Raw genomic sequence first — 23791 nt, 5'->3', positions numbered from 1 at the left:
GCGTCCGCACTCACCGGTCCCCGCTCCGCCGATGCGGCGGCACGTGCTGCGGCGGTACTCGCTGGTCTGGCGAGTGCCGGGGCGGTAATTGCTTTGACGGGTGGGGTTGGGGGCGGGATGATTTCGTGGTGACGACGGGAAGGGGGCGAGCTGTGGGCGACGAGTACGCGCGGACCCGGGCGGCCACCCGACCTCCCGCGTTCGGACCCGCGCACAGGTAGAGGTGCGGCGCCCGCGACCCGGGCGCGCCCCGCGTGTTACGCGAAATCCTGTCGCGCCAATTGTCGCGGTGACCCGCGCTTTCCGTGCGCCGCGACGCCCCGGCCTTCATGGGGTTGGCCGGGACGAACCCCGGCACGGCGGGGTGGTGACTCCTGTCCGACCGGGAACGGGCCCGTGCGCCCGTTCCCACCCCTCACCCGCCCTGCCGACTCTCACAAACCCCACCCCGCCACAGACCCACCCCGCCACAGACCCACCCCGCCACAGACCCCCACCCGCGCCAACTCCGCCGATCGCCCTCGGCCCCGCCACCCCACCGCCCGCTCCAGACCCCGCGCCCCGCCACCCGGCCTTGCCGCTCCCCGCCGCCCGACCCGCCCTCGCCGCTCCCGTCCCCACCACCGGCCGGCGGTGGTTGCCGCTCCCGCGCCCACCGCCAGGCCCCGGCGGTCTCGACCTTCCGCCCCTTCCGGTCAGCGGTGATTCCCGCTCCTGTTGCGGCCCTTTCGCGCTGTGCCCGTTGCCGCCCCCGTCCCGTCGCCGTCGCCCCCGCCCCCGCCCCCGTCGCCGTCGCCCCCCGCCCCCGTCGCCCGCGTTGCCGCCCCCGTCGCCGTCGCGCCCGTTGCGGCCTTCTCGCGCTGTGCCCCGCTGCCGCCCGCGCCCACCCCGCCCACTCCCTCGAACAACGCCCCACCCCCACCAAACCCAGCCATCCAGCACCCCACCCGGGCACGGTCCCCGGCTGGTTTGCCCCTTCCGGGGGTCGGGTAGCCGAAGGCCATGCGGAGCCCGGTAGGCGGGCTCTCGTGTCCTCATGGGAGGGCGTGATGACCCACTCGACCATCGGTCGCGTCAAGGTCGCCGGGCTACAGCCCGCCCAAGTGCTGGCCGGACTGCTCGGCGTGGCCTTCCTCGTCGTCGGCATCGCCGGCTTCGTGCGGACGGGGTTCGGTGATTTCGCGGGCGAGCACCACTCGACGTTGCTCGGCTTCTCCATCAACCCCCTGCACAACGTGATCCACCTGGCGTTCGGCGTGCTCGGCCTGCTGATGGCGACCAACTCGGCCCTCGCCCGGACCTACGGCTGGATCGTGTTCATCGCCTACGGCCTGGTGCTGGTGTGGGGCCTGATGCTGGTCGGCGTCGTCTCCAGCAACCCGGTGAACGGGCTCGGCAACCCGCTGGCCCTCAACACCAACGACAACTGGCTGCACCTCGGCCTGGCCGCGGTGGGCCTGCTGATCGCGGTGCTGCCGGCGCGGCGGCGGATCGTGACCGAGGAGCCGGCCGCGGAGCCCGTGTCCGGGCGCGACGAGAGCATCCGGGACCCGCGGATGCCCGCCCAGCGCGACCGGGAGGAGGTCGGGCCGCACGACCAGCGGATCGAGGCCGTCGACCCCACGGTCTCGCCCCGCCCGGCCCACCACGTCGACCCGGCCGTCACCGAGCAGCACCGGGCGCGGCACTCCCGCTGACCGAACACCGACCGGCCCCGGCTCTCCAGCGTGAGGGCCGGGGCCGGTCTGTCATGCTGACGGGTGATGTCGACACTCGCGCAGTGGGCACCCGCCGTGCTCGCCCTGGTCCTGGTGGCCAGCCCGGGCATCTGGCGGTACACCCGCAACACCGTCACCATCGCGCACGAGGGCGGGCACGCCCTGGTCGCGCTGCTCACCGGCCGCAAGCTGGAGGGCGTCAAGCTCAACGCCGACACCTCCGGCGTCACCGTCTCCCGGGGCAAGCCGACGGGCATCGCCGTCGTGCTCATGTACCTCGCCGGGTACATCACGCCGTCACTCCTGGGCCTGGGCGCGGCGGCACTGGTGACGGCGGGCCACGTGCGACCGCTGCTGTGGGCGACGGTCGGCCTGCTCGCCCTGCTGCTGCTGATGATCCGCAACCTGTTCGGCGTGCTGTCGGTGCTGGTGACCGGCGGCATCGTGTTCGCCGTGTCGTGGTACGCGACCGCCGAGTGGCAGTCCGCGTTCGCGTTGTTCGTGGCGTGGTTCCTGCTCCTGGGCGGCGTGCGCCCGGTCGGCGAACTCCAGAGCCGCCGCGTGCGGGGCCGCGCGCCGAACTCCGACGCCGACCAGCTCGCACGCATCACGCACGTCCCGGGCTTCGCCTGGGTGCTGGTGTTCGCCGCCGTCACGATCGGCGCGCTCCTGCTCGGGGGCGGTCTGCTGCTGCCCCGATAGGCGTACCGCCGTTAGGCCCGCAGGCCCTCGGGTACCCCCGCGCGGATGGGACACCGAACCTGAGGAGGTGCCATGCTGGTCGCCGACCACGTGTTGGAACGCCTGCGGGAATGGGGTGTCGAGCACGTGTTCGCCTACCCCGGGGACGGCGTGAACGGTCTCGTGGCCGCGTTCGGCCGCGCCGGGAACAGGCCGAAGTTCGTGCAGTCGCGGCACGAGGAGATGTCCGCGATGCAGGCCGTGGGCTACGCGAAGTTCAGCGGTCGGGTCGGGGTCTGCCTCGCCACGTCGGGACCGGGCGCCATCCACCTGCTCAACGGCCTCTACGACGCGAAGCTGGACCACGTGCCCGTGGTCGCCATCGTCGGCCAGACCGCGCGCACCGCGATCGGCGGTTCGTACCAGCAGGAAGTGGACCTCCACGCGTTGTTCAAGGACGTCGCCTCCGAGTACCTGGTGGACGTCACGGTGCCCGAGCAGCTGCCGAACGCCCTGGACCGCGCCATCCGCACCGCCGAGGCGCGGCGCGCGCCCACGGCCCTGATCATCCCGGCCGACGTGCAGGAACTGGACTACACGCCACCGGAGCACGCGTTCAAGCACGTGCCGTCCAGCCCGCCGAGCCACGTGTGGCGCTCGTCGGTGCCACCGCGGTCCGAACTGGACCGCGCCGCCGACGTGCTCAACGCGGGGGAGAAGCCCGCGATCCTCATCGGCCAGGGCGCGCGCGGCGCCGCCGCCGAGGTGCGCGAGGTCGCCGAACTGCTCGGCGCGGGTGTGGCGAAGGCGTTGCTGGGCAAGGACGTCCTGCCCGACGACCTGCCCTACGGCACCGGTGCCATCGGATTGCTCGGCACCCGACCCAGCTACGAGCTGATGCGCGACTGCGACACCCTGCTGATCGTCGGCTCCAGCTTCCCGTACTCGCAGTTCCTGCCCGAGTTCGACTCGGCACGCGCGGTGCAGGTCGACGCCGACGGCGGGTTCATCGGTATGCGTTACCCGACGGAGGTGAACCTCGTCGGCGACGCCGCGGCCACGCTGCGCGCCCTGCTGCCGTCGTTGCGGCGCAAGGAGAACCGCGGCTGGCGGGACACCGTGCGGGACAACGTCGTGGAGTGGCGGGAGACGTTGCGCGCCCAGGCGGGGGTGCCCGCCGACCCGGTGAACCCGATGCGGGTGGCCTTGGAGCTGTCCGACCGGTTGCCCGCGAACGCCATCGTCACGGCGGACTCCGGTTCGGCCGCCAACTGGTACGCCCGTTTGGTCGACCTGGGCGAGGACAACCGGGGCTCGCTCTCGGGCACCCTGGCCAGCATGGGCGCGGGCGTGCCGTACGCGATCGGCGCGAAGTTCGCCCACCCCGACCGGCCGGTGGTGGCGCTGGTCGGCGACGGCGCGATGCAGATGAACGGCCTCGCGGAGCTGATCACCCTGGTCCGCTACCACCACGAGTGGTCGGACCGCCGGTGCGTCGTGTGCGTGCTGCACAACAACGACCTCAACCAGGTCACCTGGGAACTGCGGTCGATGGGCGGCGCGCCGAAGTTCGAGGAGTCGCAGTCGCTGCCCGACGTGGGGTACGCCGATTTCGCCCGCGCCATCGGCCTGGTCGGCGTCGACGTGACCTCGCCGGACGCGCTGGGCGCGGCCTGGGACACCGCCCTGTCCGCCGACCGGCCCGCCGTGCTGGACGTGCGGTGCGACCCGAACGTGCCGCCGATCCCGCCGCACACCACGTTCGAGCAGGCCAAGTCGACCGCCGAGGCGTTGATCAAGGGCGACCCGGACGCGTGGGCCGTGGTGGCGCGCGGCGTGCGCACCAAGGCCAAGGAGTTCCTGCGCTGACCGCGTGCCGGACCGTCCGACCCGGACGAAACCGCCGAACACCCGGGATCGCCCACGGGCCACGGGAAGGCGGGTCGCCGAACGGGCGGTGACGGGGGTAACCCGATGGGGGCGGGACGTTTGTGGCCCCGGGCGGCCGGGGTACGCCTTGATCGCATCCCATCGGACACGAGCAGGGGGTTCTCCCGACATGACCAGCACCGCGCGCCTGCCAAAGCCCGTCACCGACGTGTGGGACTGGCAGAAGGACGGACTGTGCCGCGGCCGGGACAGTGCGGTCTTCTTCCACCCCGACAACGAGCGCGGCTCCGCCCGCGCCGCCCGCGAGCAGCGGGCCAAGGAACTCTGCGGCCGGTGCCCGGTCCTGCTGGAGTGCCGCCGCCACGCCCTCGCCGTCCAGGAGCCCTACGGCGTCTGGGGTGGCATGGGTGAGGACGAGCGCAGGCGTCTGATCGCCGCCGCCCGCCGCAGCACCGCCGCCTGAGCGTGCGAGACCCGGTGCGCCGACCGCCCGTCGCGAGCCCCTGCCCCCGGCCGCGACGGGCGGACGCCGACCGGATGCCGTCCTCGGGCGGCACGCGCGAAACGGCCGGTCGGAACACCCGACCGGCCGTGCTACCGGAACGTGCCTACTCCGTCAGGCCCTCTCTCAGCTGCCGCAGCGTTTTCGCCAGCAGCCGGGAGACGTGCATCTGCGAGATCCCGACCTTCTGCGCGATCTGCGTCTGCGTCATGTTGCCGAAGAACCGCATCACCACGATCTTGCGCTCCCGCTCCGGCAGCTTCTCCAGCAGCGGGTGCAACGCCTCGCGCTGCTCGATCGCCTCCAGCTCCGGGTCCTCCTCGCCGAGCGTGCTGCCCAGCGAGATGGAGCTGTCGTCCGCCACCAGCAGGTCGTCCAACGACGCGCTGTGGTAGGCGTTGCCCGCCGCCAGCCCCTCGTGGATCTCCTCCCGGGACAGGCCGAGGTGCTCGGCCAGCTCGGACGGCGTGGGCGCGCGGCCCAGCTGCTGCGACAACCGCGCCGAACCCGCGTTGATCGCCAGGTGCAGCTCCTTGAGCCGGCGCGGCATCCGCACCGACCAGCTGGAGTCCCGGAAATACTTCCGGACCTCGCCCATGATCGTCGGCACGGCGAACGACAGGAAGTCGCTGCCCCGCTCCGGGTCGAACCGGTCCACCGCGTTGATCAGGCCGACCGTGGCCACCTGCACCAGGTCGTCGTACGGTTCACCGCGGTGGCCGAACCGGCGTGCGATGTGCTTCGCGACGGGCAGGTGCTCGGTCACCAGCTCGTCCCGCAGCCGGTCCCGCTCCGGGCCCGCCTCGGCGGCGGCCAGCCGGACGAACAGCGGCGCGAGGTGGTCGTAGTCGCCCTGCGCTCGCGTCGTGCCGTTGCCCCCGTTGCCGTTGCTCTCGTCGCCGGACGCCGTCACGCGGTCCCCAGCGAGCGCTTGACCAGGTCGATGTGCACTTCGTAGGCGTCCGACAGCGGCGCGACCCACGTCGTCACCGAGTCCACCAGCGCGCTGAGCACCCGCCACCCGAAGCTGTCCCGGTCCGGCGGCGCGGACCGCTTCGAACCGACCGCCGTGAACACCTGCACGGCGCCGTCCACCACCAGGAAGCGCGCGCTGAGCACGGCGCTCGGCGCGGCCAGTGAGATCAGCGTGGAGCACGCCTCGTCCACGGCCAGCTTCAGGTCCTCGATGGCGTCCAGGTCGAAGTCCTGGCGCATCGCGATGTCCGCGGCCACCGCCCGGACGATCGAGAGCTGGGTGGGATCGGCGGCCATCCGCAACTCCACCCCGGCCAAGGGGTCATCCGACTCGCCGCTCAGCGGCTCCGTGTGCGACACGCTCACCTCATCGTCCGTTCTGTCTCTGTGGTGCTGAAGCTATCGGTACCCGATCGGATCGGCCCTCACACGTGTAGAGGCCGGACGTACTGGGAAGACTCGTGGATGCGTCACGGGGAGGGCAGTTGAGAGATCGACTCGGGGATCACCACTGGGGGGTCGAGTTCCCGGCCGTCGCCGGCAGGCTCTCGGTGGTTCGGAACCGGCTGGACACCTGGCTGGTGGACCGCGGCCTGTCCGAGGACGACCGGTACGACCTGGTCATCGCGGTGAACGAGGCCGTCAGCAACGCCGTCGAGCACGCCTACCCGCCCGGTTCGCCCGGGGTGGTGCGGGTCGACGCCGACGCGTGGCCGGACGGCCGCATCGAGGTGGTCGTCGCCGACGACGGGATGTGGCGAGTGCCACCCGCCACGTTGTCCGACCGGGGGCGCGGGTTGCTCCTGATGCGGGAGAACGTGGACGAGGTGCGGGTCGACCGGGCGGGCACCGGCACCAGGGTCACCCTGGTGCTCAACGCCCGGCACACCACCGGTGGCACGTTCCGCCTGCCGCCGCCGGAACAGGTCCTGGTCTCCGAGGGCGACGGCTGGGTCGAGGTCGTGGTCTCGGGCGACGTGCCCGCCCGCGCCGGACCCGCCGTGCGCCGGCGGGTGCTGACCGCGGCCAGGGGCGGCGCGGTGCCGATCGTGCTGGACCTGCGCGCGCTCGGGACCCGCAACGAGGGGATGGTGCGCGCGCTGCGCGCCGTCGCCGAAGCCGCCGCGGCGGCGGGCAACCGGGTGGTGGTGCGGGCGCCGGAGGCGGGGCCGGCGCACACCGCGCTGGTAGCGGCGGGTGTCGACCAGGTCGTGGACCTGGTGGCGCACGTCAGCCCGCCGCAAGTGCCTCCGCCACCGAGCCGTGCACGCTGAACACCTCGCCCAGACCGGTCGCGGCCAGCGGGCGGGTCACCGCGCGTTCCACGGCCACCACCCGGAACTCGGTGCCCCGCCGCTTCGCGTGCTGCGAGGCCTCCACCAGGACCGCCAGACCGGCCGAACCCAGGAAGCTCACGCCGGACAGGTCGAGCACGAGCGTGTCGCCGCTGTCCAGCCGCCCGAGCACGCTGGTGCGCAGCTCGGGTGCGGTCAGCATGTCGATCTCACCGCCGACGGCCACCACGGTGACCCCTTCGGCCGGGTTCGCCACCGAGCGGACGACCCGCCCAGGTCGCGGGCTCTCCGCGGTGGACCCGGCTCCGCTCGTCGCCACGACGTTCGGATCCTGCACCGTCACGAGGGTCTCCTCTTCACCTGTAGCTGGGAGGGAAGCCCAGGCGTGCGGAACGCGCCGAGCACGAAAACGCAGCGTGGCGGCACCATGGCCCGTAGAACCGGAGCTTCCCCGGCGCGGCTGTTGGCTCAACCGCTGCGCCACCCACCGTACGGAGCCCCTCGGGACACCACAAGCGGGCGGATGGCGTCGTTGATCAGTTCCAGTGTAGTCGGGTGGTCGCCGTGCGGCCGACGTGGCGCGGTGAGCGGTTCGTCCCGGCCGCGGCCGGCTACACCTCGGCGGAACGCCCTGGTGCGGCCCCGGACCTCTCGCCGAGCCAACCGGCCGGTGACCGCTGCCCGGCCCGCGGATGAGGTGGCGGAGACCACAGTTGACGCACAATCCGGCATTGGGGTTAACGCCGCGAAGGGCGCGGGCGACACCCCATGTGGAGGAGATAGCCATGAGCATCATCACGGAAACCGAGTCGGAGCCCGCGAAGCGCAGGGCGGCGCGCGCCGTCCCCGGCGCGGGAACGCTGCCCACCGCCCCGTGCAGCGTGGTCTGGAGCAAGGGCCACGCCTACGTGCTCGAAGGTTTCCGCGCCCGCTGGGTCGGCGTGGACGACCGGGGCCGCCCGTCGGTCCTCAGCGGCGAGCAGTTGCAGCGCCGCGGCTGGAGCCGCACCCGGTCCCGCTGACCGGGGCGACACCGCCCAGGCCCCGGACTCACCCCGCGCTGACGTGCCGCGCGGCTCCCCCCGGAGTCCGGGGACCCGCCCACCACCGCCTCGGCCGACCGGCCCGGCGCGGGTGGCTCTAGAGTTCCGGTCGTGCCGCAGGACCCCGCCGACCGGCTGCTGACCATCCCGAACGCGCTGAGCGTGTTGCGGTTGCTCGGCGTGCCGCTGTTCCTGTACCTGCTGCTCGGCCCGCACGCCGACGGCTGGGCGCTGGTCGTGCTGGTCGCGGCCGGCCTCTCGGACTGGCTGGACGGCAAGGTCGCGCGCTGGCTGGACCAGATGAGCAGGCTCGGCGCGCTGCTCGACCCCGCCGCCGACCGGCTGTACATCCTCGCCACCCTCGTGGCGTTCGTCGTGCGCGACATCGTGCCGTGGTGGGTGGCCGCCGTCCTGGTCGGCCGCGAACTCGTGGTGGGCGCGTGCCTGCCCGTGCTGCGGCACCGCGGCTACGGCCCGTTCGAGGTCAGCTACCTGGGCAAGGGCGCCACGTTCAACCTGCTCTACGCGTTCCCGATGCTGTTGCTGGCCCAGGGCACGTCCGTCGCCGCGCAGGTCGCGCGGCCGGTGGCGTACGCGTTCATGGTCTGGGGCGGCGCGTTGTATTTGTGGTCGGGCGCGCTGTACGTGTACCAGTTCTTCCTCGCCATGCGTCGACCGCCGGGGGTCGCGCCCGCCTGAGGCGGTCGTGGGAAGATCCGGCAGCGAAGATCCACCGTCATTGAAGGAGCGCACCGCGGTGATTCCCGAGGAGCTCAAGTACACCGAGGAACATGAGTGGGTGCTGCGCACCGGTGACGACACCGTGCGCATCGGCATCACCGACTACGCCCAGGAGCAACTCGGCGAAGTCGTGTTCATCCAGCTCCCCGAACTCGGCGAGCAGGTCGGCGCGGGTCAGACGCTCGGCGAGGTGGAGTCCACCAAGAGCGTGGCCGAGATCTACGCGCCGCTCGCGGGTGAGGTCGTGACCCGCAACGACTCGCTGGACCAGCAGCCCGACCTGGTCAACACCGACCCGTACGGCGAGGGTTGGATCGTGGAGTTGCGGCTGGAGGACCCCACCGCGGTGGACGACCTGCTCGACGCCGCCGCGTACCAGGAGCTGGCGGGACAGGGGTGACGTCGATCTTCCGTCGGATCTTCGGTCGGTGGGGGAGCCGCTCCTCGGACCGTGGTTCGGGCACGATAGGTTCTAGCGGTCTCGACGGTTCCAGCAGCAGGAGGAGAGCTCAGGTGAGCACGAACGACGGGCCAGGCGTTCCGCCCGAGCAGTCCCCGGAGCGGACCTCCGTTTTCCGGGCCGACTTCCTCGCCGAGGTCGAGGGCGCCGAGGCGCCCGCCCAGGAGCCGGCCGTCGCCGGCGTCGACGCGCTGCCGGCCGGGTCCGCCCTGCTCGTGGTGAAGCGCGGTCCCAACGCGGGGTCGAGGTTCCTGCTGGACCGGGACGCCACCAGCGCCGGGCGGCACCCGGACAGCGACATCTTCCTCGACGACGTGACGGTCTCGCGCCGGCACGCCGAGTTCCGCCGTGAGGGCGGCGAGTTCGTGGTGATCGACGTGGGCAGCCTGAACGGCACCTACGTCAACCGCGAGCCGGTCGACCAGGCGGTGCTCGCCAACGGCGACGAGGTGCAGATCGGCAAGTTCCGCCTCGTGTTCCTGACCGGTCCGGGCGCCGGGGGTCAGGGGGACCGGTGACGGCGGCCGGGCGGCCACCGCGCGGGGGGCTCAGCATCGGCGCGGTCCTCGCGCAACTGCGAGCCGAGTTCCCCGACGTCACGATCTCCAAGATCCGGTTCCTGGAGTCGGAGGGCTTGGTGCGCCCGGCACGCACGGCCTCGGGTTACCGCCAGTTCACCTCGGCCGACGTCGAGCGGCTGAGGTACGTGCTGGCGGCCCAACGCGACCGCTACCTGCCCCTGAAGGTCATCAAGGAGCAGTTGGACGCGGCGGACAACGGCGCGCACCGGACGTCGTGCGCGGTCTCCCCGGCGGACGAGTTCGCCACCGGACCGGGGCTGCGGATGTCCCGCGACGACCTGCTGGCGCGGTCCGGCCTGGACCCCGCCCTGCTCGCCGAGTTGGAGCAGCTCGGCCTGGTCCGGGCGGGCGCCTCGGGTTCCTACGACCAGGACGCGGTCCGCATCGCCGCGACCGCCCGCGCCCTCGCCGAGCACGGCGTGGAGCCGCGCCAGCTGCGTGCCTTCCGCGCGGCGGCCGACCGCGAGGTGGCCCTGGTCGAGCAGGTCGCCGCACCCCTGCACCGGCAGCGCGACCCGCGGGCGCGTGGCCGAGCCGACGAAGTGGTGCGCGAACTGGCGGCGCTTTCGGTAACCCTGCACACACTCCTCGTGAAGGTGGGCCTCCGCGATGTCGCAGGTGGTCGGGTTTCGCCCAGGTGAAAGCGTGTCCGCATCGTGATCCGGCAAGTGCCGGCGGTTGCGCACAAGGCCCGCTTGGCGGGTAGCGTCGGGGGAGTACGTGGGGGATCCTCGTTCGTAGCGGGGACGCCAGGAATTCAGCGCGCTGAGGGAGGCGAGACCCGATGAGCGAGATGCGCGTCGTGGGCGTGCGGGTGGAGTTGCCCGCCAACCAGCCGATCCTGCTGCTGCGCGAAACCGAGGGCGAGCGCTACCTGCCGATCTGGATCGGCTCGGTCGAGGCCACCGCCATCGCCCTGGAGCAGCAGGGCGTGCGCCCGGCCCGCCCGCTGACCCACGACCTGCTCAAGGACGTGATCGGGGCGCTGGGCAGGCAGCTGGAGCAGGTCCGGATCACCGACCTCCAGGAAGGCACCTACTTCGCCGAGCTGGTGTTCGACGGTGACGTGCGGGTGTCGGCGCGACCGAGCGACTCCGTGGCGCTGGCGCTGCGGATCGGCGTGCCCATCCACGCGGAGGAGTCGGTGCTCGCCGAGGCCGGCCTGATCATCCCGGACGAGCAGGAGGACGAGGTGGAGAAGTTCCGCGAATTCCTCGACTCCGTGTCGCCGGAGGACTTCCGCGGGGCGGACACGTAACAGCCGGGTTCCGCCGCCAGGCGGAGCGGTGGGCCCGGGGCGGTGGCTCCGGGCTTTCGTGCTTTCCGGGCCGCGTGCTTCCGGCTCCCGCCTCCGGCCCGCTGCCTCCGGTGCCCTCGGTCCCGACCTCCGGCATTTCCGGCCCCCGCCGGCCTCCGGCTCTCGGCGCTTCCGGTCGCCCCGGTACTCGGGCCTCCCGTGCGCTTGGCTCCGGCCGCCGCCCGAGGCTCCCGCCTGGTGCGCTCGGCTTCCGACACCGCCTGCGGTTCCCGGTCCCGTGCGCTCGGCTCTTGGCGCCGCCCGCGGTGCTCCGGCCTTCGTGCGCTCGGCTCTCGGCACTCCGGCTCCCGGTGCCTTCGATCCTCGTGCTCCCCGATCCTTCGCGCCTCGGCCCTCGCGCTTCCGGTCCTCGGGGAGGCCACGAAGGGCCGGTGGTCCGGCCGCGAGCCGGGACGGCCCCTCGTGGTGTGCGGTGCGTTGTGGATCAATCCCGCGTGGCACCCCCCCGGTGTCACACCTTCGGGTTACACAACGTCAACGGTGTTCGACTAAACGATCACTAAACGTCACCCGAATGGCTTAGTCCAGGTGGCTCTCTCAACCTCAACTTGAGGTTTAGCCGCGACACGCTCAGCGCGTCGCGTTGACCTGCCCCCGAGGCGGTCTTACCGTCGAACTCAGGTGAATTGCCACGGTGTGATTCGACACCGCGGCGGCTTCACGTTGGTCGCCGGCTGTCGTGGCCGGACCGAGGGGAGGCAGGCGTGGTCGAGGAAGCGCCCATCCGGGCCGGCACCGGCGAACAGGGTGAGCTGTTCCCGGACTCCTCGCTGCCGGACGAACTCGTCGGCTACCGGGGACCCGCCGCGTGCCAGATCGCCGGCATCACCTACCGCCAGCTCGACTACTGGGCCCGCACCGGACTGGTCAACCCGACCATAAGGAGTGCGCAGGGTTCCGGCAGCCAGCGGCTGTACTCGTTCAAGGACATCCTGGTCCTGAAGGTCGTCAAGCGGTTGCTCGACACCGGGGTCTCGCTCCAGAACATCCGCGTGGCGGTCGACCACCTGCGCCGCCGCGGCGTCCAGGACCTGGCCCGCATCACGCTGTTCAGCGACGGCACGACGGTCTACGAGTGCACGTCGCCGGAGGAGGTCGTCGACCTGCTCCAGGGCGGGCAGGGCGTGTTCGGCATAGCGGTCAGCGGCGCCATGCGGGAGATCAGCGGCACCATCCACGAGTTCCCCGCCGAACGCGCGGACGGCCTCGCGGTGGACGAGTCGCCGAACGACGAGCTGTCCCGCCGCAGGCGCACCCGCGCCACCGGCTGACGTCGTGGTCCCGATCTCGCCGTCGGTGTTCCACCTGGTGCCGACGGCTGAGACGAGGGTCGCGCCGCGTGCCGGTGATCGCCCCGATCCGGGTACGATTCGCGGGTAGTCGCTTTATCCCGTGCGGGAGAGTCCGAGCCCGTCTCGGCGCCGAAGGAGCAAATCCTCCCCGGAACCTCTCAGGCGCAAGGACCGCACGGGTGAGACGCCTCTGGAAAGCGGGCCGGGAAACCGACCCCGCCGACGGTGCAAGCCCGGCTCCGGTCGGGTGAAGCTCTCAGGTGCCCGGCCGGGCGGAGACAGAGGGGGAGGGCAACGGCAGACGTGTTCCCCCGCCGCGGGGAACTGCCCAGCCCCGGAGGCGCACCCATGACGCAGGACCGCATTCCCCTCGCCGCCCTCGAACACGGCACCCCCTTCGCCGACCGCCACGTCGGCCCGCGGCCCGCCGAGCTGGCCCGCATCCTCGACGTGATCGGCGTCGGGTCGCTCGAAGAGCTGGCGCAGCGCGCGGTGCCGGAGTCGATCCGGGAGCGCGACCTCGTGCTGGACCTGCCCGCGCCCGCCACCGAGACCGAGGCGCTGGCCGAGCTGCGCGACCTCGCGGCGCGCAACAAGCCGCTCAAGCAGATGATCGGCCTCGGCTACCACGGCACGATCACGCCGCCGGTGATCCGCCGCAACGTGCTGGAGAGCCCCGCCTGGTACACCGCCTACACGCCGTACCAGCCGGAGATCTCCCAGGGCCGCCTGGAGGCCCTGCTGAACTTCCAGACCGCGGTCGCCGACCTGACCGGCCTGGCGCTGGCCAACGCCTCCATGCTGGACGAGGCCACCGCGGCGGCGGAGGCGATGACGCTGGTGCGGCGGGCCGGTCGGCACAAGTCCAACCGGTTCGTGGTGGACGCGGACACGCTGCCGCAGACCCTCGCCGTCATCGAGACCCGCGCCGAGCCGCTGGGCCTGGAGGTCGTCACGGCCGACCTGTCGCAGGGCCTCGCCGGTCTCGGCCTGGGCGGCGACTTCTTCGGCGTGCTGCTGTCCTACCCCGGCGCGTCCGGCGTGGTGCGCGACCAGGAGGCGTTGATCGCGGAGATCCACGCGGCGGGCGCGCAGGCCGTCGTCGCGGCGGACCTGCTGGCGCTGACGCTGCTGCGCCCGCCCGGTGAGATCGGCGCGGACGTCGTCGTCGGCACCACCCAGCGGTTCGGCGTGCCGATGGGCTTCGGCGGTCCGCACGCCGGTTACATGGCGGTCCGCCAGGGCCTGGAGCGCCAGCTCCCGGGCCGCCTGGTGGGCGTTTCCGTGGACGCCGACGGCAACCCGGCCTACCGCCTCGCGCTCCAGACCCGCGAGCAGCACATCCGCCGGGAGAAGGCCACCAGCAACATCTGCACCGCCCAGGTGCTGCTGGCCGTGATCGCCTCCATGTACGCGGTGTACCACGGCCCGGAGGGGCTGCGTGCCATCGCGACGCGCACGCACCGCATGGCGTCCGTGCTGGCCGCCGGGTTGTGCGAGAACGGCGTCGAGGTGGTGCACGGCGAGTTCTTCGACACCGTGCGCGCCCGCGTCGAGGGCCGGGCCGCCGAGGTCGTGGCCGCTGCCCGTGAGCTGGGCGTGAACCTGTGGCAGGCGGACGCCGACACGGTGTCGATCGCGTGCGACGAGACGACGACCCGCGACGACCTGGTCACCGTGTGGCGCGCGTTCGGCGTGACCGTGGCCGACATCGACGCGCTGGACGCCGACACCGCCGACGGCATCCCCGGCGAACTGCGCCGCACGAGCGACTACCTGACCCACCCGGTGTTCCACACCCACCGCTCGGAAACCGCGCTGCTGCGTTACCTGCGTGCCCTGTCGGACAAGGACGTGGCGCTGGACCGGAGCATGATCCCGCTCGGTTCCTGCACCATGAAGCTCAACGCCACGGCGGAGATGGAGCCCATCACCTGGCCGGAGTTCGCCGAGCTGCACCCGTTCGCGCCCGTCGAGGACGCCGACGGCCTGCTGTCCCTGGTCGGCGACTTGGAGAAGTGGCTGGCCGAGGTCACCGGCTACGACGCCGTGTCGTTGCAGCCGAACGCGGGCAGCCAGGGCGAGTTCGCGGGCCTGCTCGCGATCCGCGCCTACCACCGGTCCAACGGCGACGCGCACCGCGACGTGTGCCTGATCCCGTCGTCCGCGCACGGCACCAACGCCGCGTCCGCCGTCATGGCCGGGATGCGGGTGGTCGTGGTGAAGTGCGACGACAAGGGCAACGTCGACATCGGCCACCTGCGCGAGACGATCGAGGCGCACCGCGACTCGCTCGCCGCGATCATGATCACGTACCCGTCGACGCACGGCGTGTACGAGGACACCGTGCGCGAGGTGTGCGGGCTGGTGCACGACGCGGGCGGCCAGGTGTACGTGGACGGCGCGAACCTCAACGCGTTGATCGGCCTCGCCCAGTACGGCAAGTTCGGGTCGGACGTGTCGCACCTGAACCTGCACAAGACGTTCTGCATCCCGCACGGCGGCGGCGGTCCGGGCATCGGGCCGATCGGCGTGCGCGCCCACCTCGCGCCGTTCCTGCCGAACCACCCGCTCCAGGCGGCGGCGGGCCCGGCGACCGGTGTCGGCCCGATCAGCGCCGCGCCGTGGGGTTCGGCGTCGATCCTCCCGATCTCGTGGGCGTACGTGCGGATGATGGGCGGCGACGGCCTGCGGCGCGCCACGCTGACCGCGGTGGCGGCGGCCAACTACGTGGCGCGGCGGCTCGACGAGCACTTCCCCGTGCTGTACACGGGCGAGGGCGGTTTCGTGGCCCACGAGTGCATCCTCGACCTGCGCGCGATCACCAAGGCGACCGGTGTGACTGTCGACGACGTGGCCAAGCGCCTCGCCGATTACGGGCTGCACGCGCCCACCATGTCGTTCCCGGTGGCGGGCACGCTGATGGTGGAGCCCACCGAGTCCGAGGACCTGGCCGAGATCGACCGGTTCATCGACGCCATGATCGCCATCAAGGGCGAGATCGACCGCGTGGGCGCGGGCGAGTGGCCGGTCGACGACAACCCGCTGCGCAACGCCCCGCACACCGCCGAGTCGGTGATGGGCGAGTGGGACCACCCGTACAGCCGCGAGGTGGCGGTCTTCCCGGCGGGCAAGACGGACCGGCCGAAGATCTGGCCGCCGGTGCGCCGAATCGACGGCGCCAAGGGCGACCGCAACCTGGTCTGCTCCTGCCCCCCGGTGTCCGCGTACGACAGCTGATTCGGTACGACAGCCGAGTCTTCGGACCACGGCTGAGCCCCAGTTCCACCCGACGCCCGGCAGGCCACCCGCCCGCCGGGCGTCGCGTTTCCACGGCTGCGTTCCGGGGTCGCCCGGCCCTGGTCCCGAAGGAGGTGTCCGGCGAGCGCGTCGGCCCCCACCGGCAAACCCGCCGGCGACGGCACGTCCGCTCCGCCGGCGGGTGCTCTGTGGGTGGCTTCGAAGTGGGCGGCGGTCAGGTTCGAGGGAGAGGCACAAGCGTCGCTTATCTATCAGGGAGCCTGCCTGATAGATCCGGCGCGCGAAAGTTTCGCCGCGCAGCGCGTGGCAGGGGCGCCTGGCGAGCGAGCTTGCGGCGGGAGCGGGCGGGGGTTAGGCGCCGAGGAGTTGGCCCAGGGCCGCGTCGACGCCGCGGCCGTCATCCACCACCGACAGCGTCCCGCCGCCGGCGCGGGTGATTTCGCCCAGCTGCCTGCGGTCCGGGTCCGGGCCGATCGCCAGGACGCTGATCGAGATGTCCTTGCCGTCCACCTTGAGCTTCGCCAGCTCGTCCTTGAGCTGCTGGTACGACAGCCCACCGTCGTTGGGCCCGTCGGTCAGCACGATGATCCGGTTCCGCTTCCCCGGCTGGTAGTCCGCCAACGCCTGCCCGTACACCGCCACCAGGCTGGTGTAGAGCTGCGTGGCGCTCTGCGGCCGCAACGCCGCGACACCGTCCAACAACTGCTGCTTCTGCCCGGTCACCGGACCGGTCGGCACGAGCCGCCGGTAGGGCTTCTCCCCGTCCAGACCACGGGAGAACTCCCACAGCCCCAACGAGCCGGACACGGCCCGGTTCACCTGACCGGACAGCGCTTCCTTCACCCAGGCCATGCGTGACTTGCCGTCGCCGCCCGGTTCCTCCATCGACTTGGACACGTCCACCAGCACCGTCACGGCCTGCCCGTTGTCGGCGGTGGCCCAGGCGGCCGAGATCTGCTGTGCCGTGTTCGCGTCGGCGGGCACGAGCTTGTCGGTCATGGTGGCCCACCGGATGCCCGGCGACGGCTTCGGCCGCTCGGTCGTGGCGTCCACCCGCAGCCCCGCGCCCGCGAGCTTCTTCTGCTGCTCGGCCTGGAGCAGGAACTCGCGGAACGCCTGCGACGCGCGCACCTGCGCCTCGCCCACCCAGTCACCCGCGAGCGGCACGAAGGGGAAGTCCGCCACCGGTGACGGGCCGCCCGCCGCGACCCCGTACAGGGGCTGCGCGGGCGCCTTCCCGCCGTCCTTGCCCGTGTTGTGCCGGTACAGGTCCACCTCGAACACCGGCACCGCGCTGAAACCCGGCCCGTTGACCTGGGGCTTCTCCGACAGCAGGGCCAACGCGCCCCACGTCGTCTTCGGCGTCTCGGTCGGCTTGGCGGCGGTGAGCCTGCCCAACGTGGCCTTCACCGGCTCCAGCGCGAGCATCTCCGCGGTCACCGGCCCCTTGCCGTCCGGGCTCGCGCCCGCCAGCGCCGACTGGATCACCACGGCGGTCGCGGCGTTCGTCGTCGGGTCCGGCATGGCGACCTTGACGTCACCCCACTCGGGCTCGCCGAACCGCGCCCAGCCACCCACCGCCGACGTCACCTCCGGCAGGTCGGTCCACCGGAACCCGACACCCGCCTGAACCGCCTGCGCGGCCTCCTGGGGCATCGCCAACACCGCGGGACTGGCCGCCACGGACACCGGCTGCGCACCGAGCAACGCGCGGTTCTGCGCGCTGAGCCGGTTCGCCCACAGCATCGAGTCGGTGATCCACGCGTGCGGGCGCTCGCCCAGCGCCGCCTCGTCCCAGCCCTGCGTCAGCCCCTGGAGGACCACCTCGGAGTCGATCGCCTGCACCTCGACCCGGATGCAGTGGTCGTACACGACCGGCCGCTGCTCGCTCCACGCCTCGGCGACCTGGCGCACGGCGTCGGCGACGCTCGGCGTCGCGGCGACCCGCAGCGGCGCCTCGCCCTGCCGGCAGTCACCCGCCTGGGCGGCGGCGCGGCGCTCCACGATGCCGCCCACCCACGTCCACGCGAAGTAGCCGAGCACGACGAGCACGACCACGCCGACGATGGCGACCGGCCACTTGGCGATGCCGCGTCGCACCTTCGTGCGCAGCGCGCGGTGTCGAGACATCTTCCCTCTCAGCGTTCGGCCCCGGCTGGCGAATCCCGACCGGCGTCACGCTAACAGGTGAAACCAGTGGACGGGCGAAGTGTCGCCGTGTTATCCGAAGCCGCGAGCAGCGCGGTGGTCAGGTCGAGCAACGCGGCACGCAGCGGCGCGGCCTCGGCGGCGAACGCGGCCTGCCGCTCCACGTACTCCGCGCGCCCCTCGGCGGTCTCGATCCGGATCGGCCGGTAACCCAGTGCCGACAGGTCGTACGGGCTGGCCCGCATGTCCAGCTCGCGCACCCGCAGCGCCAGGTCGAAGCAGTCCGCCAGCAGCTCCGACGGCGTGGCCGGGTCGAGCTTGTACGACCACTTGAAAAGATCCATGGACACGTGCAAGCAGCCCGGCTGCTCCAACCGAACCTGCTCCTCACGCGTGGGTTGCAGCGTGTTGAGGGGTCGCGCCTCGGGGGTGAAGAACCGGAACGCGTCGAAGTGGCTGCACCGCACCCGCTGCGCCTCCACCACCGCGTCCGTGCCCCGCGCGCCCAGCCGCAACGGCCACGCCTCGTGCCGGACCCGGTCCGACCGGTACACCATCGCCCACTCGTGCAGGCCGAAGCAGCCGAGCCGGGGCCGGCGGGAGGCCGTCGCGGCGAGCAGCCGGTGCACGAACGCGACGGTCGACGCCCGCTCCCGGGCGAACCCGGCGACGTCCAGCGCCACCCCGCCCGGCACCCGCCGGTACGCGGGCCACCGCAGGTACTCCTCCGCCGCGTCACCCGCCAGCACGACGCCCGGCCCGGGGTGCCAGCGCTCCATCCGAGAGGGGCGGTGACTGTAGTACGACCAGAGGAAATCCAGGACCGGGTGCTTCTCACCCCGCGCCCGGCGCTCGTGGTGCGGCCCGGTCCACGCGCGCACACGTGCCGCGTGCGCCGCCCGGCGCGCGGTCCACTCGACTTCCGACAGCACCTCCACGGCGGGCTACCGTACTTCCCCGTCGACCAGGGACTGCCCGAGGCCGGTCCGCAGCGACACCACCTCACGGCCCTGGCGGTGGCTCACCACCAGCCCCGCCGCCCGCAGCACGCCCAGGTGCTGCGACACCGCGCCCGCCGTCACGCCCAGCCGGACGGCCAGCTCCGCGCCCGTGCTCGGGCGCTCCAACTCGTGCAGCAGGCGGGCGCGGGTCGCGCCGAGCAGCCGCGCCAGCGCGTTGGACGAGGGCGGGCGGGGCCGTTCCCACAGCGAGCCGAAACCGTGCGCCGGGTAGCACAGCGCCAGGCGCACCAGGCTTTCCCGCAGGTAGACGTTCGGCCAGGTGAACGCCGACGGCACGAGCACCAGGTCACGCGAGCCGATCTCGACCGGCCGCCGCCACACCGCCAGCTCCGCGTCCCGGTACTCGACGTCCGGGTGCAGCTCGGCCAGCACCGCCGGCGCGCCCGCCTCCACCATCCGCCTGCCGCGCCGCTCCACGTCGCCCTGGAGCACGCCCTCCAACCGCGGCCACACCGGTGCGACGACCGCCTCGTGGACGAGGGCCAGGCGCGCGGCGATCCCGGTGAGCACCGCGCGGTGATCGGTGAACAGGGGCCGGAAGCGGGGTCGCGGGGGCAGCGCGGCGGCGACGCGCGCGGCGGTGGCCACCTCGGGCAGCCACGCCAGCTCGTCGGCGATGGTGATCGACCGCCCGCCGGGCGTGGGTATCAGGAACTCCGGCACCACGGGCATCGTGGCCAGCTCGGTGAGCAGCGTCGGGTCCGGGCCGAGCGCCGCGATGCGCGGCCGAGCCCAGGCGATCCAGCGCTGGTGCACGGGGAAGTAGCCGGGGACGGCGAGCACCCGCAACGCGGCGACCGTCTCCCACAGCGGCGACACGGCGAACCGCAGGGCCACGGACCCCTCCTGAGTGGTCTCGATTGAGCCCAGGCTAAAACATTCGAGTCCAGCGGCGGTGTTGGCAGGGTGACGCCCATGTCCAGGGGGTGGGTGCGGCTCCAGGCCGCGGCGGTGTCCGGATCGGTCGCCGAAGGACTCATGTTGACCACGCTGCCGGTGATCGCGGCAGCCATCACCGACGACCCGCGGGAGGTCTCGCTCGTCAACGTCGTCGGGCAGGCGCCGTGGCTGTTGTTCTCGTTGTTCGCCGGCGTGCTGATCGACCGGGTGCGGCGCACGGCGGTGCTCGGCACCGCCTACGCGGTGCAGGGCTGCGCGGCGCTGGCGCTCGCCGCGGCGGGCACGGCGGACGCGCTCAGCCTGCCGCTGCTGCTGGCCGTCGCGTTCGTCGTCACGTCGGCGCAGGTCCTAGGGGACGGCGCGAGCGGCGCGCTGGTGCCGGAGGTCGTCGGACCGGACCGGTTCGCGGCGGCCAACACCCGGCTGATGCTGATCGACCGGGGCGTCGTGCAGTTCGTGGTGCCGCCGGCCGCGGGCCTGCTCGTCGGGTACGGGTTCGGGTGGCCGCCGTGGCTCGCGCTGGTCGCGGCCGTGGTGGCGCTGGTGGTCAGCCGGGGCATCCCGGCCCGTGCGGTGACCCCGTCGCGGCGGCACCCGCTGCGCGACATCGCCGAAGGGCTGCGGTACCTGGTCGGCACGCGCCTGCTGCTGTCCATCACGGTCGCCGTGGCGCTCGGCTCGGTCGCCGCCAGCGCGTACATGTCGATCTTCGTCCTGTATGCGTACCAGGTGCTCGGCCTGAGCCCGTTCGGCTACGGCGTGCTGCTGACGTGCATGTCGTTGGGCTGGGTGGCGTCGTCCTTCGTGGTGAACCGGATCGTGCGGCGGCTCGGCTACGCGTGGTCGATGCGGATGGCCCAGGTCGGCATGATGGTGTGCCTGGCGCTGATCGCCGTGACGCCGCCGTGGGTGGCGGCCGTCGCGGTGCTGGTGTTCACCGAGTCGGTCGTGGTCATGGTGTGGAACGTGTGCTCGCAGTCCAGCAGGCAGCGCTTCACCCCGGCCAACCTGCTCGGCCGGGTGCTGACCAGCCACCGCGCGCTGGCCTGGGGCCTGACCCCGCTCGGCGCGCTCGCGGGTGGTCTGATCGGCGCGTGGCTGGGGTTGCGGGCCGTGTTCGCGGTGGGCGCGGTCGTCCAGGCGGCGGCCCTGGCCGTCACGTGGGTGAACCTCTCGCCGGCCGCCTTCGCCGCCGCGGAGCGGAAGGCGGACGCCCTCGCCGCGGAGGGGGAAGCCGCCCGCGCGGGCTGAGCGGGGGGCTTCAGAGGGGCGGCACGAGACCGGGGAACTTGCGGCTGCCCGCGCAGTGCGGGCACTCCCGCCCGTTGTCGACGGTGCGCGGCACGCCGCCGATCACCGCCGCGGTCGGGTGGGCGATGAAACCCGCGCCACCGCACAACTGGCAGATGGTGCGCGGCTCGGAGGTCACGCCGAACAGGTCGTCGTCCTCGTCCTCGTCGAACTCGTCCTCGTCGTCGAATTCGCCCTCGTCGCCCTCGTGCTGGTCCACGAGCACACGGTAACCCGGCGCGGCGGCCGTCGTCCGGCCGGCCCGCGCCGGATTACCGTCCACAGTGGACTCGACTACGCGGTGCGCATCCACATCTCCCGCACGCCCGTCATGTTCGGCGACGGCATGAACACCGGCGCGTGCTCCGGGTCCAGGCGCAGGTCCGGGAACCGGTCCAGCATGATGTCGACCGCGATGCGGCCCTCCAGCCTGGCCAGCGGCGCGCCGACGCAGAAGTGGATGCCGCGGCCGAAGCCGAGGTGCGGGTTCGGGTCGCGGGTCACGTCGAACGACAGCGGGTCGGCGAACCGGCGGGGGTCGCGGTTGGCGGCGGCCAGCCAGACCATGACGAGCTGGTCGGCGGGCACGTGCTGCCCGCCCAGCACGACGTCGGTCGTGGTGGCCCGCGCCGTCGACGCGAACGGCGTGAGGAAGCGCAACGACTCCTCGATCGCGGTCGGGATGGCGGACCGGTCGGCCCGCAGCCGCTCCCGCTGCCCGGGGTGCGCGTCCAGGCACAGCGTCGTGTTGCCCAGCAGCATGGTGGTGGTGACGTGCCCGGCGACCAGCAGGATGGTGGAGAAGTTGACCACCTCCGCGTCGGACAGGCCCACGCCGTCCACCTCGGCCGCCACCAGCCCGCTGATCAGGTCCTCGCGCGGCCTGGACCGGCGGTCCAGGACGTGCTCGCGCAGGTAGTCGAGCATCGGCGTGACACCCGCCGTCAGCGCCGCCTGCTCGGCCGCGCGCTGCTCGTCGCTGTCGTTGAGGGAGAACTGGTTGGTCTGCGCGAACAACACGTCCACCCAGTCGCGGAACAGCTCGCGGTCGCTCGCGGGCAGGCCCAGCAGCTCGGCGATCACGATCACCGGCAGCGGGTAGGCCAGGTCGTTGACCAGCTCCAGCCGGTCGCCCTCGACGGCGTCGAGCAGTTCGTGGGTGAGCGAGGCGATCCGGGGCTCCAGGTCGGCGACGACCTTCGCGGAGAAGCCCCGGCTCACCAGGTTGCGCAGCTTGCGGTGGTCCGGCGGGTCCATGTCGAGCAGGTTGCCCTCGCTCAGCGGCTGGTCGGCCGCCTGCGGGTACAGGTCGAGGACATGGGCCGAGGAGAACGTCTTCGGGTCGGCCAGCACGGTGATCGCCTCGTCGTGGCCGTAGACGTTCCACACCCCGGTCGCCTCGTCGAACCGCACGAGCTGCTCGGGTTGCTCGCCGCGCAACCAGAACTGGTCGGGGTGGGTGTCCCAGCGGGCGTCGGTCACGACTCCTCCTTCAACGGCCCCGACCGGCGGTGGTGCCGGTAACAGGTTCATGGCACCACTATGGCGCTAAGTTGGCACCACTGCAAGGAGGTGTGGCACTCAACTGGCACAAAAAAGGCACCCGCTGGCACGTAACGGTGCCAACGGGTGCCTGGGCGGGTCGGTCAGGCGTCCCTGCTCACGTGGGTGCCGTCCCGGACCGTCCCCACGTACTCCTCCACGAGGTCTTCCAGCGCCACCACGCCCAACACCTCGCCGTCCGCCGACACGGCCCGCGCGAGGTGGCTCTGCGCACGCCGCAACGCCGCGACCGCCTCGTCCAGCCGGGCGTCCGCCGCCACCCGCGGCAGGCCCCGGACGCGACTGCCCGGCACCCGCGTCGCCGGGTCCGCGTCCGCCAGGTCCAGCACGTCCTTCACGTGCAGGTAGCCGATCAGCCGGCCGTCGTCGCGCACCGGGAACCGGGAGAACCCGGTCGCCGACACCGCCGCCTCGACCTCGCCCATGGTGGGCCGCGCCGACAACGACGTGATCCGCTCCAGCGGCACCAGCACGTCCGCCACGGTCCGCTCCGCCGACGACAGGGTCTGCGCCAGCCGCCGGTGCTCGGAGTCCTCCAGCAGGCCCTCCTGCCGGGACTCCGCGATCAGCAGCGCCAGCTCGTCGGGCGTGTACGCCGACTCCAGCTCCTCCTTCGGCGTCACGCCCATCAGCCGCAGCACCGCCGTCGCCACCACCGTGAACCCGCGCAGCAGCGGCGCGACCAGGCGGCAGAACCAGTAGTGCACCGGCACCAGCAGCAGCGCGGTGCGCTCCGGTCCCGCGATCGCCAGGTTCTTCGGCACCATCTCGCCCAGCACGGTGTGCAGGGCCACCACGACCACCAGCGCCACCGCGAACGCCACGCCGTGCAGCAACGCGGGCGGCAGGCCCACCGCGTGGAACGGGCCCTCCAGCAGCTTCGCCACCGCCGGCTCGCCCAGCGCGCCCAGGCCCAGCGAGCACAGCGTGATGCCGAGCTGCGCGCCCGCGATCAGCAGCGGCAGCTCGCGGCCCGCGCGGATGACCACCCGCGCGCGTGCGCTGCCGCTGTCGGCCAACGCCTCCAGCCGGTCCCGCCGGGCCGTGATGATCGCGAACTCCGCGCCGACGAAGAACGCGTTGCCCGCCAGCAGCAGGAACATGACCACCA

The 23791-nt window shown here is 72.6% G+C and carries 23 protein-coding genes and 1 riboswitch; of the genes, 14 read left to right on the top strand and 9 right to left on the bottom strand.

Annotated features, from left to right (window positions below; genetic code table 11):
- Positions 1-1049 precede the first annotated feature (1049 nt).
- The 4 genes from KZQ38_RS28310 (at position 1050) to KZQ38_RS28295 (ending at position 4752) form a co-directional block, all read left to right on the top strand.
- A complete protein-coding gene (locus KZQ38_RS28310; RefSeq protein WP_219446119.1) occupies positions 1050-1697 on the top strand; it encodes a DUF4383 domain-containing protein in 648 nt (215 codons plus the stop codon).
- 66 nt (positions 1698-1763) lie between these two features.
- The gene (locus KZQ38_RS28305; protein WP_219446118.1) at positions 1764-2420 is read left to right on the top strand and encodes a M50 family metallopeptidase; all 657 of its coding nucleotides are present in this window, start codon (positions 1764-1766) and stop codon (positions 2418-2420) included.
- 72 nt (positions 2421-2492) lie between these two features.
- Entirely contained in the window at positions 2493-4268 is a 1776-nt protein-coding gene (locus KZQ38_RS28300) for a thiamine pyrophosphate-requiring protein (RefSeq protein WP_219446116.1), read from the top strand.
- Positions 4269-4458: 190 nt separating this feature from the next.
- A complete protein-coding gene (locus KZQ38_RS28295; RefSeq protein WP_219446114.1) occupies positions 4459-4752 on the top strand; it encodes a WhiB family transcriptional regulator in 294 nt (97 codons plus the stop codon).
- A 145-nt stretch (positions 4753-4897) separates the two neighbouring features.
- Here KZQ38_RS28295 and KZQ38_RS28290 read toward each other — a convergent pair whose 3' ends face one another.
- Together KZQ38_RS28290 and KZQ38_RS28285 are read right to left on the bottom strand one after the other, a co-directional pair.
- Complete coding sequence (locus KZQ38_RS28290) at positions 4898-5704, bottom strand: SigB/SigF/SigG family RNA polymerase sigma factor (protein WP_219446112.1); 807 nt, start codon at positions 5702-5704, stop codon at positions 4898-4900.
- On the bottom strand, positions 5701-6126 hold the full coding sequence (locus tag KZQ38_RS28285) for an ATP-binding protein (protein ID WP_308258633.1): 426 nt from the start codon (positions 6124-6126) through the stop codon (positions 5701-5703). The genes KZQ38_RS28290 and KZQ38_RS28285 overlap by 4 nt, the downstream gene beginning before the upstream one ends.
- A gap of 125 nt (positions 6127-6251) precedes the next feature.
- Here KZQ38_RS28285 and KZQ38_RS28280 point away from each other — a divergent pair, with 125 nt between their 5' ends.
- The gene (locus KZQ38_RS28280; protein ID WP_219446108.1) at positions 6252-7040 is read left to right on the top strand and encodes an ATP-binding protein; all 789 of its coding nucleotides are present in this window, start codon (positions 6252-6254) and stop codon (positions 7038-7040) included.
- Here KZQ38_RS28280 and KZQ38_RS37295 read toward each other — a convergent pair.
- Complete coding sequence (locus tag KZQ38_RS37295) at positions 6997-7404, bottom strand: STAS domain-containing protein (protein WP_219446106.1); 408 nt, start codon at positions 7402-7404, stop codon at positions 6997-6999. The two genes, KZQ38_RS28280 and KZQ38_RS37295, sit on opposite strands and share 44 nt — an antisense overlap.
- Before the next feature lie 442 nt (positions 7405-7846).
- Here KZQ38_RS37295 and KZQ38_RS28270 point away from each other — a divergent pair, with 442 nt between their 5' ends.
- From KZQ38_RS28270 to gcvP, 8 genes are all read left to right on the top strand, one after another.
- On the top strand, positions 7847-8083 hold the full coding sequence (locus tag KZQ38_RS28270; protein ID WP_219446105.1) for a hypothetical protein: 237 nt from the start codon (positions 7847-7849) through the stop codon (positions 8081-8083).
- Positions 8084-8215: 132 nt separating this feature from the next.
- Positions 8216-8803, top strand: a complete 588-nt coding sequence (clsA, locus tag KZQ38_RS28265) for a cardiolipin synthase ClsA (protein ID WP_219446103.1) — start codon at positions 8216-8218, stop codon at positions 8801-8803.
- A 58-nt stretch (positions 8804-8861) separates the two neighbouring features.
- Positions 8862-9245 carry a glycine cleavage system protein GcvH gene (gene gcvH / locus KZQ38_RS28260; RefSeq protein ID WP_219446101.1) on the top strand — a complete coding sequence of 128 codons (384 nt, stop codon included), beginning with the start codon at positions 8862-8864 and terminating at the stop codon, positions 9243-9245.
- A 113-nt stretch (positions 9246-9358) separates the two neighbouring features.
- Positions 9359-9823, top strand: a complete 465-nt coding sequence (gene garA, locus KZQ38_RS28255; RefSeq protein ID WP_219446099.1) for a glycogen accumulation regulator GarA — start codon at positions 9359-9361, stop codon at positions 9821-9823.
- On the top strand, positions 9820-10527 hold the full coding sequence (gene ftsR, locus KZQ38_RS28250) for a transcriptional regulator FtsR (protein ID WP_219446097.1): 708 nt from the start codon (positions 9820-9822) through the stop codon (positions 10525-10527). Before garA ends, ftsR begins: the two co-directional genes overlap by 4 nt.
- Before the next feature lie 143 nt (positions 10528-10670).
- A complete protein-coding gene (locus tag KZQ38_RS28245; protein WP_033427967.1) occupies positions 10671-11144 on the top strand; it encodes a bifunctional nuclease family protein in 474 nt (157 codons plus the stop codon).
- A 764-nt stretch (positions 11145-11908) separates the two neighbouring features.
- Positions 11909-12475 carry a MerR family transcriptional regulator gene (locus tag KZQ38_RS28240; protein ID WP_219446095.1) on the top strand — a complete coding sequence of 189 codons (567 nt, stop codon included), beginning with the start codon at positions 11909-11911 and terminating at the stop codon, positions 12473-12475.
- 114 nt (positions 12476-12589) lie between these two features.
- Positions 12590-12680: riboswitch (glycine riboswitch) on the top strand.
- Between the two features lie 164 nt (positions 12681-12844).
- Complete coding sequence (gene gcvP / locus KZQ38_RS28235) at positions 12845-15736, top strand: aminomethyl-transferring glycine dehydrogenase (RefSeq protein WP_219446093.1); 2892 nt, start codon at positions 12845-12847, stop codon at positions 15734-15736.
- 372 nt (positions 15737-16108) lie between these two features.
- On the opposite strand, the gene KZQ38_RS28230 is transcribed toward gcvP, so the two are convergent.
- From KZQ38_RS28230 to KZQ38_RS28220, 3 genes are read right to left on the bottom strand one after another with little or no spacing between them, the layout of a single operon-like run.
- Positions 16109-17887 (bottom strand): VWA domain-containing protein, encoded by a 1779-nt coding sequence (locus KZQ38_RS28230; protein WP_219446092.1) that lies wholly within the window; start codon positions 17885-17887, stop codon positions 16109-16111.
- A gap of 50 nt (positions 17888-17937) precedes the next feature.
- Positions 17938-18843: a 3-methyladenine DNA glycosylase gene (locus tag KZQ38_RS28225; RefSeq protein WP_219446090.1), complete on the bottom strand. Its 906-nt coding sequence runs from the start codon at positions 18841-18843 to the stop codon at positions 17938-17940.
- Positions 18844-18849: 6 nt separating this feature from the next.
- Positions 18850-19764 (bottom strand): ArsR/SmtB family transcription factor, encoded by a 915-nt coding sequence (locus KZQ38_RS28220; RefSeq protein WP_219446088.1) that lies wholly within the window; start codon positions 19762-19764, stop codon positions 18850-18852.
- A gap of 78 nt (positions 19765-19842) precedes the next feature.
- Here KZQ38_RS28220 and KZQ38_RS28215 point away from each other — a divergent pair, with 78 nt between their 5' ends.
- Positions 19843-21078: an MFS transporter gene (locus KZQ38_RS28215; RefSeq protein ID WP_219446086.1), complete on the top strand. Its 1236-nt coding sequence runs from the start codon at positions 19843-19845 to the stop codon at positions 21076-21078.
- 10 nt (positions 21079-21088) lie between these two features.
- On the opposite strand, the gene KZQ38_RS28210 is transcribed toward KZQ38_RS28215, so the two are convergent.
- The 3 genes from KZQ38_RS28210 to KZQ38_RS28200 all read right to left on the bottom strand — a co-directional run bounded on the left by KZQ38_RS28210 (position 21089) and on the right by KZQ38_RS28200 (position 23783).
- The gene (locus KZQ38_RS28210) at positions 21089-21337 is read right to left on the bottom strand and encodes a hypothetical protein (RefSeq protein ID WP_219446277.1); all 249 of its coding nucleotides are present in this window, start codon (positions 21335-21337) and stop codon (positions 21089-21091) included.
- A gap of 74 nt (positions 21338-21411) precedes the next feature.
- Positions 21412-22599 carry a cytochrome P450 gene (locus KZQ38_RS28205; protein WP_308258632.1) on the bottom strand — a complete coding sequence of 396 codons (1188 nt, stop codon included), beginning with the start codon at positions 22597-22599 and terminating at the stop codon, positions 21412-21414.
- A gap of 164 nt (positions 22600-22763) precedes the next feature.
- Entirely contained in the window at positions 22764-23783 is a 1020-nt protein-coding gene (locus KZQ38_RS28200; protein WP_219446264.1) for a hemolysin family protein, read from the bottom strand.
- Positions 23784-23791: the final 8 nt, after the last annotated feature.

Source organism: Saccharothrix obliqua (genome assembly GCF_019375475.1).
Lineage (GTDB): Bacteria > Actinomycetota > Actinomycetes > Mycobacteriales > Pseudonocardiaceae > Actinosynnema > Actinosynnema obliqua.
The sequence above is the reverse complement of the archived record's forward strand: the minus strand, read 5'-3'. Positions and strand labels throughout refer to the sequence as shown.